Below are 12,677 nucleotides of genomic sequence, written 5' to 3' on the forward strand. Positions count from 1 at the left end.
TTTATGATGGGACTACAACTTCTTCAGCCGGATGCTCCTGTACTTCACGACGCTGCTATGCTCGGTCAGCACGATGAAGCCGTTGCGTAACCGGGGACGCAGTTCATCATTGGTGTTCATATCCATATCCTGAACGGTGACGCCGTTGAGGACATATTTAACGTGCGAGCCTTGAAGCGTGACTTCGCTGGAATTCCATTCACCGTTCGGTTTCACGGCATTCACCGTAGGCGGAACTACGTCGTAGATGGAGCCCGTGCTGTTCTTGTCGGGTTCCTTGCCATAGTCCCCGAGCATCTGATACTCAAGTCCGATGCGAGACGCGCGCGCGACGCGCGGCGCGCGCAAATGGACGCCGTTGTTGCCCCCCTCAGGAAGACACCATTCCCAGCGGAGTATAAAATCTCCGTAGCGCTCAACGCTTCGGAGCCCTTGAGAGCCCTTGGCGACACGTTCCAACTCGCCGTCGCGCACTTCCCACGCTTTGTCGTCGCCCAACACAACCCAGCCATTCTTGGTCTTTCCATCGAACAGCGCGATCCAGCCTTCGGCGCGTTCCTGTTCGGAAAGGATGGAATTGTCGGGGGTAAATGGCTGGAACTCGCGAGGGTCCGCGCACGCCTTGTCGAGGGCGGCGTAACTGGCCTCGCCCGCCGCAAGGATCAGATGCGTGTCTTCTTTCAACACGGGGGGAATCGTATTCATCAGAACCACGGGCTTCCTCGCGGTGAGCGTCGGTTCCGCGGCCAAAATCATGTCGCCGCCCTTGGGAGCAATGGTGGCTACCATGGGCGCGTACCGGTGGAACGTCTTAACGGCCGCTTCGCTGTGGGGACCGTCGAACAGGAAGAGCACGCGTCGCGTGTCGCGAAATGCCTTTGCCGCGGCCTTGGCGGCGCGCTTTCGAAAGAAGTAACCGTCCGGGGCGTCATTGGTGAACACGTTGCACACAATGCCCATGTGCCGCCCGTCGACGCATCCGTCCAGATTGCGAACGACTTCCTTCGCTTCATCGCTGATAGAACGGCCCGATTCGCTGAAGCCGGACAGGTTTACCATGGCGCAAGTCGCCCCGACATTCGCCACGCCATTCAGCGCGGCCATGATATCCGGCCTGGCGAGACCGGGCTTCTCGAGATCGGGAACGGCAATGGCCCGCAACGTGTAGTTGTTATCCCCCTTCTTCAGCTTCCCCCCGTCGACGTGGAGGTCTTCGCCTTTGAACGTCCGGGGAGCCGCCAAAGCCACACCGCAGAGCAATACGGCCATGCTTGCCACAACAGCCAGTTTCTTCCGTGCACTCACGATTTATCCACCTCCAATGCGTTTGGCAGCCCCGAATGGAATCGACTGCCTTGAATCTCGTGGCCCCGCGCCAATCCGTTTGCACGAGACTAAGGGCTGGCGTATGATTGTACACTCCCGATGGGGTGAAACGATATTCTACAGAGGCAAGCTATGAAACGTACGATTCTTGCACTTCTAACGCTGGCTCCCTGCGCGGTATTCGCTCAAGATCCGGCGCAGCCAGCTCCCGCGTCTCCGGCCCCGGCGGCCGTCGAAGCGGCGAACAGTAACCCAACCCCGTCTTCTGAGTATTCGCGCGGCAGCTTGTTAGATGGCTACGAGAGCCTATCGACGTTCTTGGGCGAAATTGATGCGTTTCTCGCGAGTCAAGGAACTCCGACAGAAGCGACCGCAGGCGAACCACTTTCACTCACGGCGGAAACGTGTGTGCAAATGGCATTGACGCAAAATGCGAAGGCCTTTGTCGCTCAGGACGATGTGGATGCGGCAAAGGCTCGGATCGGCCAAGCGCGGTCCGCGATGTTGCCGCAGTTGTCAGGTTCGATGGGGTTTGCGCACACCGAACTCAACATCCGCACCGGCAGCAGCGCGCTTGGCAGCATGGGCGGCAGTAGCTTGGGTGGCGGATTCGGTGGCGGATTCGGCGGCGGACTCGGTGGTGGCTTCATCGGAGGCGGACAACAGGGACAAGGCATTATCGGAAGCGGCGTGCTGCTGCGAGGCGCTATCTTTCTCGTGGCCCGGTCCGTAATCACGAACCGGCTCACGGATAAGGCCATGGAAGTGCCGGACGTAATTCGCGAAGACAAAGTCTCGTTGGATCAAGTGCTCTACGCGGGCGGCCAAATCAAAGCCGCTATGAAGGCTGCCAAGTTCCTCGCCGAATCGCAAGAATGGCAGAAGGAAGTGACTTTGGCGGAGCTTGAATTCGAGGCCAAGAAGGCCTACTACGACGCGGCCACCTCGGAAGCACTGGTGCGTGTGGCGGAAGCCAGCGTGCGCACGTTCGAGCGCAACCGTTCTGACGCGCAACAGATGTTCGACGTCGGCATGACCAGCAGCTTCGAAGTGTTGCGCGCCGAGACGGAAATGGGCAGCCGCAAGGCGACGCTGGTGGAAGCAAACAACGTCAAACGACTGGCTCAAGCCAATCTGCGGCGAATCATCGCGGTCCCACAGAACACACCCGTCGCCTTGGCGACCAAGCTCGATTGGCAACCGGCGACTCCGAACCTGGACGAACTGGTGAAATACGCCAACGAACATCGCCCCGAGATTCTCGCCCTGAAGAAAGGCATCGAGGCCGCCAAGCAGGATATCGCGCGCGTCCGCGGTCAGTTCAAGCCACAAGTAGGCGCGAACATCCAATGGAAGAATACGGACAACGGCGGGTCTTCCGCTCCCGACGGCTGGACGTTCAATGTCGGTATCCAGCAGGACTTTTACAAGGGCGGCAAGCGCAAATATGACGTCGCGGAAGCCAAGGCCCGTTTGAGCAGCATCGAGCATCAGCTCGAAGACGTGGAGCAGCTCATCGAGTTGGACGTCACACAAGCGTTGATTCAAATCAAAGATTCGATGGCAAAGATCTCCAGCGAAAACGGCACGCGCAAACTGGCTGAAGAAGGTTTGCGTCTTGCGGAACTGCGGTTCCAAGAAGGTGTCGGTACGCAGGGCGACACACTGGATGCCGAATTGGCCCTGACCAACGCCGAGACTGCCCTCGTTCAGGCGATGCGCGATTTCGCCATCGCGAATGCTTCGCTCGAGCGCGCGATCGGGAAGAGCTGGTCCAAGGCCGATCCGGAAGGCGCACCGGTAACCGGGCACACGCAGAACGGAGAGCCTGCAAAGTAGATACAGGTAACTGAAGAGCGTATTTCGAAGGCGGGTTTCCGAACCCGCCTTTTTTCTTTGCGGCCAAGCTCGCGCCATCCAGGAACAAGCATGATTCTCGGATAGCTGAGACACGTGATTTTGGGACTTGATGGTTTTAAGCCAGGTGCCTCGTCCGCCGTGGGGGACTCAGAATGACACGCCACTTGCCTATGATGTCATCCTGAGCGTTAGCGAAAGACCTGGCTCATAGAGAACCTGACCCCGTCGATACGCAATGAAGTGCGCGTCTCAAACTACTTCTTGTCGATCGTGATGGCGCCGTTGAAGGTTCGCGCGCGAACTGAGGCGCTGCCCGTACCCGTCGAGAACTTTGCCGACCGACCAGCGCCGATTTTGCCGGAGTCCGTCGAGGGGTCGTCTGACAGCCTGTTAACGATGGCGCCCGTAAATGTGGACAGGTCGAACCCGGCTGACGTGCTTTCAGGAAGCTTGAGCTCAATGCCGCCTTGTTGTGTGGTAATGTCCACGGATGCGTCTTCGGCGAAGCTCCCCGCAAATGCAAAGGCGCCGCGTACCGTCTTCGCAGAAAGGCGCTTGAGACCCTCGCCCTCAACCGCGATCTTCCCGCTGATCGTCATCGCGTCGACGCGGCTGGACGCGCCTTTGATGTCGATACTCCCGTTGACCGTATTCGCTTCCACTTCCGTGGGAGCGCCCGCCAGCGAAATCGCCCCATTCACGGATTTCAGATAGGCTTCTCCGGCGGCATCCGCCACCGTGATGCTTCCATTGACTGTGTCGAGACTTAATCGGCCCGTAACGCCACTGACCTGAATCGTCCCGGCAACGCATTCAATCTCCACCGCGCTGCCCTTGGGTACGCTGAGTTCCAAGTCCGTAGACTCCACTTCCTTGCTGTCTTTCGGAATGACGACAATCACACTGGTCCGGGGGCCTGACGCTTCTATATCGAGACGCTCCGTGCCTTTCCCGAGCGTTCCTGTGATTTTGACCTCGTTCGCATCCGCCCCAATCACCGTGACGGCGCCTTTGGTGTTGCTGACCTCGACTACCCCATTCGCGTCCGCGGGACGCGTTTCGTCGATAGGGGTCTGTGCGCACGCCGCGCATGTCACGAGCGCGGCCGTCATGAATAGCAACAGTTTCGTTCTCATAAGACCATCTCCAATCAAATCTCTCTTGGCAACGCGGCTGCATCGCGTAGCAGACCGAGTTCGTCGTCGTATGCGGCTACAAGCAACTCCATCAAGTTGCGGTTGCCTGGATCATGAGCGATTGCGGCCTCGATATCCGCGACCGCCTGGTGAATTACAGCAAGATTCTCATCGATCACGGCGCGGGTTTCGGGGGAAAGCGACGCTTCGTTCGTTTCGAGGGCAGCGAGGAGCGCCTCGCGCGCATCGGAGTATTGCGTACGCGCTGTTTGAAACTCCGCGAACACGACGCCTCCCTTACCTCCGGCCGCGAGAATACCCGTATCCGGTCCGGCTGCGTCGTCGGGGTTCCTCCGGGCAACGACCAGGCCTCCGATGAATGCCCCCGCTACCATGGCGGCCACCAAAGCGTATCGCCAAGGCCTTCGGCGCACCGGTTGCCGGCGCGGCAATGCCTCCAGTTGCACGGCAATACCGGCCCAAAGGTCGCGGGAAGGCTCGATGGAAGGCGGGAGTTCACGGGCTTCGGCAACGATCCGCTGGAGTGCTGCGAGTTCCGCAGCCGCCGCTGGATCCTGCGACACGACCGCTTCGACATGGCGGCGCTCCTCTTCCGACAGGGTGTCGTCTACGTAGTCATTGAGCAGCCGCTCGCGGTCGTGGTTTGCATTCATAGAAGTTGCTCCCTGAGAAGGCGGCGCGCTCGGTGAAGGTGGGCTTTGGACGTACCCGTCGCGAGTCCCGTCATCTCTGCAATTTCTTCGTGCTTATACCCCTCGACGTCGTGCAGCACGAAGATTTCGCGGGCTCCGGGCGGTAAGGCCGCGATGGCCTGATCCAGGTCCATTCGCAGTCCGGCCGGGCGCTCCGCAGCCGCCAACGGCAGGTCCGACACATCCTCCGAGTTTGATACGCGCTCTGCCAACCTTTTTTTCACTCGGAAGTCTCCCAAAACCACGTTCACGGTGAGGCGATATAACCAGGAATAGAACGCGCTGTCTCCCCGGAACGAATCCAGCCGTTGCCACGCACGAATAAACGCCTCCTGCGTAAGGTCTTCCGCGGTTGCCCGGTCGCTCGTCATGCGCAGGCACAGGGCGTGGATCCGGCCCACATGGGCGCGGTACAGCGCCTCAAAGGCCGTCACGTCGCCCGCCTGAGCGCGGCGAACAAGCAACGTCTCGTCCCGTGGGGACTGGTCGGGTCTCATCGGAGTCTTCGAGACGCGCCCACGTATCGCCTCACACTGAACACTCACAACCCCTTTGATGGTAGGTAATGGGACAGGGTTTACTTGGTAACGGGACAATTGTTGTTCGTAGGGGGCGGGAAATCAAGAGAGTGGGCCGAGGCCCCAAGTGATCAAGAGACACAGCGAGAGGTCTCTGGAAGTCGTGTAAGGCCCTTGGCTTACTGGCCGCCGCCACCACCGCCACGGGAGCCGCGTCCGCCCCAGCCTCCACCCCAAGGGCCTCCCCCCGGACCGCCGCCCATCGGCATGCGGAAGAAGGGGCTTTCCATGGTGGTGCGGTAGGAGTTGATCATGGCGTCTTGGGTGGCCGCGTCGGTCACGCCGTTGGACGCCAACGATTGGCGCAGCAGGTAATCCTGCTGTTCCTTGACCAGCGTTCGTGTCGTGTTTGCTACCTGCTCAAACTGCTCTGACAGGGCCTGGCGCTCTTCATCGGTCTGCGCTTCGCGCATTTGACGGCGCAAGTCCATCGAATACTGGGAGTATTCGCTAATCTGGGACAACCGTTGCTGCACGGCCGGGTCGTTGGTCTTCTCCATCTCTCCCGCGAAGAACTGGCCCATGCGGTCGCGAAATTCCGTCATGCGCTGCTCGCGTTCCTGACGCCACGCCTCCTGTTCTTCGGGAGTTGCCTCTTCGCCAGGACCGCCGCGCCGGTCACGGCGCCCGTCGCGCATTGAGGCATTATCCGCAGGCGCAGGCTGCTCAGGCATTTCCGCAGGGACTTCCGCGACCTCTGCCATAGGCTGTTCCTGGGGTTCGGCAACCTCCACAGGCTGATTGGCGAACGACTCTAACTGCTTTTGAAGCCGTTGCTTGTCGTTTTCGAGTCCCTTCTGAAGCATTTGCAGGTCGGACAGTTGACGTTCCAACGCGGCTTGTTTGGAGGCGAGCGTATCGCGTTCGGCGGCAACGGACTGCAGTTGCCCGCCAAGCCGGGTCTGGGCAAATACAACGCCGCCCGCAACGCCCGCGGAAAGCGCAACGACTACGATTACGATGTTTCGGACGATCATGGCCGAGTCTCCCTATGTGACCCGAAATGGATGGAGTAGGACCGTATATGTAGTTGTCCGGCGGACGAAACCCGGTTACACGCGAAGAAGTCCGGAACAGCCTGTTTACTGGTGCGCGTACCGTTCCGCGCGGGTGTTCACCAAATAGTACAGAATGGGTACGACCATGCGCGACAGCAGCAACGACGCCACTTCACCCGCCATCAGCGAAATCGCAAGACCCTGGAAGATCGGGTCGAACAGAATGACGGACGCGCCGACCACGACGGCAGCCGCCGTCAACATCATCGGACGGAACCGCACCGCCCCGGCGTCAATGACGGCATCCGCCAGGGCCATGCCCTGTTGCCTGCGCAATTCGATGAAGTCGACGAGGATGATCGAGTTGCGCACAACGATTCCGGCTCCAGCGATGAATCCGATCATGGACGTCGCGGTGAAGAACGCCCCCATCAGCCAGTGAGCGGGAAGAATGCCGACAAGCGAGAAGGGAATCGCGCTCATGATCACGAAGGGCGTCTTCATGGACTGGAACCAGCCCACGACGAGGATGAAGATCAACACCAGGACCGAGGCAAATGCAAGGCCCAAATCGCGGAAGACTTCGTAGGTGATGTGCCACTCGCCGTCCCACTTCATGGAAATGCGCTCCGTGGAGAACGGCTGGCTCGCCGTGTATTGCTCGATGCTGTAGCCTTCCGGCAATTTCAGTTCGGCGATCTTCTGGCTCAACGTAAGGATGGCGTAGACCGGGCTCTCCTCGCGACCGGCCACGTCGCCCGTGACATACACGACCGGCATCAAATTCTTGTGATAGATGCTCTTGTCTTCAACGGTCTCTTCGACGTGGGCAAGTTCGCCCAGCGAAACGAGATTGCCTTGAGCCCCTTGCACCTTGATGCGCTTGAGGTCTTCGATACCTGACCGGTCTGCGCGGTCCAGACGCACATAGATCGGCAGGTCTTCTTTTTCCTGGGGTTGATGAACCAGACCAACGACCGAGCCTTGCAGCGCAACCGAAAGCGTCTGCGTGATCTGCTCGGCGGACACGCCGCTCAACGCGGCTTTTTCTTTGTCGATGTTTAGACGGTATTTGGGTTGGTCGTCTTCTACGTACCAGTCCACATCGACAACACCGTCGGTACTGTCGAAGATATCGCGAATTTGTCGCGCGACTTCCATCTGGCGCTTGTAGTCGGGCCCATAGACCTCCGCAACAAGCGTCTGCAACACGGGAGGTCCAGGCGGAGCCTCCGCCACCTTGATCCGAGCGCCGTATTGCTTGGCGATTTCATGCAAGACCGGCCGTACTTCCTTCGCAATGTCGTGGCTTTGGCGGTCGCGGTCTTCCTTTGGCGCTAGATTCACGTGAATATCCGCGACGTTCGGACCCCGGCGCAGGAAGTAGTGCCGCACCAATCCATTGAAGTTGTGCGGCGACGCCGTGCCCACATAGGTTTCGTAGTCGGTGACTTCGGGCACTTTTGCGACAGCATCTCCGAGGTCACGCGCAACGGCGGCGGTCTGTTCGAGCGTCGTGCCTTCCGGCATGTCGATAACGACCTGAAATTCGCTCTTGTTGTCGAAGGGAAGCATCTTCATGACTACGCGCTTCATCGGCACCAGGGCGCATGCCGCAAGCAACATACACGCGACAACGAACAAGAACGCGAATTGCCATAGCCGGTGATGGATCAACGGCCCCATAACGTGCCGGTACAGGCGGTCCATCGCGTTTTCGGAATGCCCGTGCTCGTCCGCTTGCGCTTCCTCGTTGGTCTCTCCGGTCGGTTCAGGCGCATGACGGAGCAGGCGCAGGGCCGCCCACGGTGTCACCATGAACGAAATAAGTACGGAGAAAACCATGGCCGCGCTTGCGCCCACGGGAATCGGCTCCATATAGGGACCCATCAGACCGCGCACAAAAGCCATGGGCAGCACGGCTGCGATGACGGCTGCAGTAGCGAGGATAGTGGGATTGCCGACTTCGTCAACCGCCTCAACCGCCACGTCAAGCAGCGGCCTGCCTTTGCTTGCCGGAAGGCGGTAGTGGCGCACGATGTTTTCGACAACGACGATGGCGTCGTCAACAAGAATACCTATCGAGAAGATGAGCGCGAACAGCGTGACGCGATTGAGCGTGTAACCAAAGAAATAGAACACGACCAGGGTCAGCGCGAGTGTAACGGGAATCGCGATGCCAACCGTGCCTGCTTCGCGGATACCAAGCGCCAGCGCGATCAGTATCGCCACCGACACAATCGCCAGAAACATGTGATACAGAAGTTCATTGGACTTCTCTTCGGCAGTCTCGCCGTAGTTGCGCGAGACGGACACGCGCACATCGGAGGGAACGACCGTCCCCTGCATCTCGCGCACCTTCTCGATCACGTTGTCGGCCACGACGATGGCGTTTGAGCCTTTACGCTTGGCGACCGAAATCGTAACGGCGGGCAGCGGTCCGGCGGCCTGCGCCGAGTCGACGGCGGGGGCAAGCACGTTATGCGTCAAGGCCGCGGAAGGTCCTGACGAGAAGAACACGTAGTCTGCCGGTTCCTCGGCCCCGTCAATGACCTCCGCGACGTTGCGCAGATACACGGGACTTCCATTGAACACGCCGACCACTACGGAACCGACATCGTCTTTGTCGCGCAAGTACGCGCCCGATTCGACCACAATCTCGCGGTTGCCCGACGCATAGCTGCCGGCTTCGAGTTGGGCATTGGTCTTCTTGAGCGCGTCGACAATCGGCGCGGGAGCTACGCCGTATGCGGCCATGCGCGTCGAGTCCAGTACGACCCGAATTTGGCGGCGCTGTCCGCCGATGATGTTCACTTCGGATACGCTGGGAACCTCTTTGATCGCGTCGTGCAGCTGTGCGGCAATCCGACGCAACGTGTAGTGGTCGTACCGCGCGCTCGACAGCGTTAACGCGAGGATAGGCACATCGTCGATCGAACGCGGCTTGACCAATGGCTGGCTGGCGCCGGGCGGGATCAGATCGAAGTTCGCGTACATCTTCTGGTTGAGGCGAACAATCGCATCTTCTTCGTCTTGCCCGACGTAAAACCGCACAATGCACGAAGACATACCGGGACTGGATGTGGAGTAGATGTACTCGACGCCGGGGATTTCCCAGACGAGTTTCTCCATCGGTTTCGTGACGCGCTCTTCGACTTCCCGAGCGCTTGCCCCGGGCATCTGCACATAGATGTCGATCATCGGCACGACGATCTGCGGTTCTTCTTCGCGCGGCAGCAAAAGCACCGCGCCGATTCCCAACAGAATCGACGCGCCAATGACCAGCGGGGTGAGTTTGGAGTCGATAAAGGCGTGGGCGATGGACCCCGCCAATCCACGCTTTGACTGCTGTTCCACGGCGCGCCGCCTTTCCGCGTTACGCCGCGATGCGGCAGCCGTCGACCACGTTCGCCACGTTGTCAACGACCACACGCTCGCCTTCGTTTAATCCGGAAAGCACTTCAACGCGTTCGCCGAGAGTCTTGCCCGTCTTTATCAATCGCAGCCGAGCGATCCCTTCTCCGTCCACAACGAAAACACCAATGAGCTGGCCGCGCTCGACGACCGCTTTTGCTGGAACGCTGATGACACTGGCCGTGCCATGCGAGAAGGTAACGCGGCCAAACTGTCCCGAGCGCAAGGCCGTCGAATTCGGCACGTCCACCTTTACGGTAAACGACCGGCTTGACGTGTTGGCGGCCGGAACGATTTCGCTCACGGTGCCCGCCAAGGCTTCGGGACTTGCGGCGTCGATGCGCACGCTGGCCTTGTCGCCGATTGCGACCTGCCCTGACTGGGACTCGTTGACCTCGGCCTCAATCCGATAGTTCTTGTTGTCCTCCAACTCGAACAAGGCCGATCCCGGCGATGCCAAATCGCCGACATCGACAAACTTCCTCGCCACAACGCCCGCGTATGGCGCAACGACCTTCGTGTGGCTCAGTGCGGCTTGCGCGTTCGCGACCTGCGCTTCGGCTTGTTGCACGCGCGCGGCCGCTTCCTGAGTACGGCTCTGCACCGCGTTCATCGATTCCTGCGCTCGGGTCAATTCCGCGGCAGCGCTTTTCTGTTTTGCTTCGGCCTCGTCGTAGGCCTGACGGCTCACAACCTTCTGTTCGTACAAGCCCTTGAAGCGCTCATAGGTGGCGTTTGCGAGATCGAGATTGGCCTTACTCGCAGCCACGGCAGCCTGGGCCGCTTGCGCGGACTGTACGGCTTCCTGAGAGGCTTTGCGCGCGGCGTCCAGACCGGCTTGAGTGTTCGCGACCATCGCCTGGGCTTCGCGGTCGTCTATGTCGGCCAACGGAGCGCTCGCTTCCACGGTCTGGCCTTCAACAACGTGAACGGCCGTCACGTTGCCGACCGCTTTGCTCTGCACAGTACTGACCGTTTTCGAGCGAACCGTCCCAACGGCTTCAAACGTAAGGTCGAACGGTTGCTTGGCAACAGTCTCCACGGGGGCGGTAACAGCGGTTGGTGTCAAATTGGCTGTGGCGGGGCTCACACCATGTTTACCCCCACATGCGGCAAGGGAAAGCAACGCCAATGAAACGAGTATTTGTGCCGCCCACTTTCCCCGGAAAGGATGAAACTCCACGCTATCCATATCCGATCCCCTCTTTGTACTACTCAATCGGATTCTACTCTGGGTTAACGCTTTGCGCCAGTACGGAATTCCTGAGTCTCTCCGTACAGCGCCGAATACGCGCTGTGGTTGCCGGGGAAGAGACACCACAAAAAAAATAACCATGTATCTCAGAAGCGGCAACGGGCCCCCTTGTTAAGGCATACTAACCTTATCATCTTGTGCTACTTTCGGAAATGGCGGCAAGCTCGATTGAATCATGAAGACCATCTACCTCGACCATAGCGCGACCACTCCCGTGCGGGAGGAAGTTCTCGAAGCAATGCTTCCGCATCTGCGCGAGAGCTACGGCAACGCAGGTTCCATTCACGCCGTTGGGCGAGCCGCCCGGCGCGCCGTTGATGACGCGCGCGAGCAGGTGGCCGCGCTCATTCACGCCGACGTCCGCGAAATCGTGTTCACGTCAGGCGGCACCGAATCGGACAATTGGGCGATTCGGGGTCTGGTGACGGCGCATCCGAAGCGTCCCGCGAATATTGTGGTGTCTGCAGTCGAACACCACGCCGTGTTACACGCGGCGGGCTATGTCAGCAAGCATGAAAAGGTGGAAGTTCGTGTTGCCGGCGTGGACGAGAATGGCGTAATAGACATCGCGAGATTGGAGTCGTTGATCGATTCCCACACGCTGCTTGTCTCGGTGATGCATGCGAACAACGAAACGGGCGCGATTCAACCGGTGGAAAAGATCGCCGTGTTGTGCACAGAGCGCGGAGTGACGTTTCACACGGATGCCGTGCAATCCGTGGGGAAGATCGAGGTCGACGTCAGGAGTATCCACGCTCACGCGCTCGCGATTTCCGGACACAAGCTGTACGCGCCGAAAGGCGTGGGCGCGTGTTTCGTGCGCAAGGGACTCGAGTTGGAACCGCTCCTCCTTGGCGGGGCACAGGAGCGCGAGCGCCGCGCGGGCACGGAGAATGTCGCGGGAATCGTAGGGTTGGGCAAGGCTTGCGAATTGGCCCAAGCTGAAATGGAAAGCACCGCTACGCGCATTGCTCGCTTACGCGACGCCGCGCAGCAGCGCATCCTGGCCGCAATCCCCAACTGTCGCGTCAATGGTCCGCGTGACAACCGGCTGCCGGGCCTGCTCAACATCGGGTTTGCCGAGGTCGAAGGGGAATCGGTCGTACTTGGGCTCGACGTGGAGGGTATCGCCGTGTCCAGCGGGGCGACCTGCGCGTCTGGGGCAATCGATCCGTCTCATGTGTTGCTGGCGATGGGGCAAAGTCACGATGAGGCCCAAAGCGCCGTGCGATTCAGCTTCGGCAGGGACAACACGGAGGCAGACGTGGACCGATTAATGGATGTTCTACCGCCGCTTATTGAACGGCTGCGCGGGGTGTGACGCGCGCGGCCAGTCGCTTACCGATACGTCCACAGACGCGGCTCGGACAAGTGAGGCGTCGCATTGAACGTGTTGA

9 protein-coding genes are annotated in these 12,677 nt (G+C 59.8%); 2 read left to right on the forward strand and 7 right to left on the reverse strand.

The features are described from left to right. Window positions 1-12: 12 nt before the first annotated feature. The gene (locus tag K1Y02_13840; GenBank protein MBX7257440.1) at window positions 13-1,305 is read right to left on the reverse strand and encodes a DUF1080 domain-containing protein; all 1,293 of its coding nucleotides are present in this window, start codon (window positions 1,303-1,305) and stop codon (window positions 13-15) included. A gap of 153 nt (window positions 1,306-1,458) precedes the next feature. Between K1Y02_13840 and K1Y02_13845 the strand changes: the two genes are divergently transcribed. Then, window positions 1,459-3,165, forward strand: a complete 1,707-nt coding sequence (locus tag K1Y02_13845; GenBank protein ID MBX7257441.1) for a TolC family protein — start codon at window positions 1,459-1,461, stop codon at window positions 3,163-3,165. Between the two features lie 275 nt (window positions 3,166-3,440). Here K1Y02_13845 and K1Y02_13850 read toward each other — a convergent pair whose 3' ends face one another. The 6 genes from K1Y02_13850 to K1Y02_13875 form a co-directional block, all read right to left on the reverse strand. Continuing rightward, window positions 3,441-4,322, reverse strand: coding sequence for a DUF4097 family beta strand repeat-containing protein (locus tag K1Y02_13850; GenBank protein MBX7257442.1), 882 nt, complete (start codon window positions 4,320-4,322; stop codon window positions 3,441-3,443). A gap of 14 nt (window positions 4,323-4,336) precedes the next feature. Then, window positions 4,337-4,996, reverse strand: a complete 660-nt coding sequence (locus tag K1Y02_13855; protein MBX7257443.1) for a hypothetical protein — start codon at window positions 4,994-4,996, stop codon at window positions 4,337-4,339. Beyond that, window positions 4,993-5,532: a sigma-70 family RNA polymerase sigma factor gene (locus tag K1Y02_13860; protein ID MBX7257444.1), complete on the reverse strand. Its 540-nt coding sequence runs from the start codon at window positions 5,530-5,532 to the stop codon at window positions 4,993-4,995. The genes K1Y02_13855 and K1Y02_13860 overlap by 4 nt, the downstream gene beginning before the upstream one ends. Window positions 5,533-5,732: 200 nt before the next feature. Beyond that, window positions 5,733-6,590, reverse strand: a complete 858-nt coding sequence (locus tag K1Y02_13865) for a hypothetical protein (protein ID MBX7257445.1) — start codon at window positions 6,588-6,590, stop codon at window positions 5,733-5,735. Window positions 6,591-6,695: 105 nt separating this feature from the next. Beyond that, window positions 6,696-9,968, reverse strand: a complete 3,273-nt coding sequence (locus K1Y02_13870) for an efflux RND transporter permease subunit (protein ID MBX7257446.1) — start codon at window positions 9,966-9,968, stop codon at window positions 6,696-6,698. A 19-nt stretch (window positions 9,969-9,987) separates the two neighbouring features. Beyond that, window positions 9,988-11,217: an efflux RND transporter periplasmic adaptor subunit gene (locus K1Y02_13875; GenBank protein MBX7257447.1), complete on the reverse strand. Its 1,230-nt coding sequence runs from the start codon at window positions 11,215-11,217 to the stop codon at window positions 9,988-9,990. Between the two features lie 238 nt (window positions 11,218-11,455). Between K1Y02_13875 and K1Y02_13880 the strand changes: the two genes are divergently transcribed. Beyond that, window positions 11,456-12,601, forward strand: a complete 1,146-nt coding sequence (locus K1Y02_13880) for an aminotransferase class V-fold PLP-dependent enzyme (protein ID MBX7257448.1) — start codon at window positions 11,456-11,458, stop codon at window positions 12,599-12,601. Window positions 12,602-12,677 lie beyond the last annotated feature (76 nt).

This window comes from Candidatus Hydrogenedentota bacterium (assembly GCA_019695095.1).
Classification (GTDB): domain Bacteria; phylum Hydrogenedentota; class Hydrogenedentia; order Hydrogenedentales; family SLHB01; genus JAIBAQ01.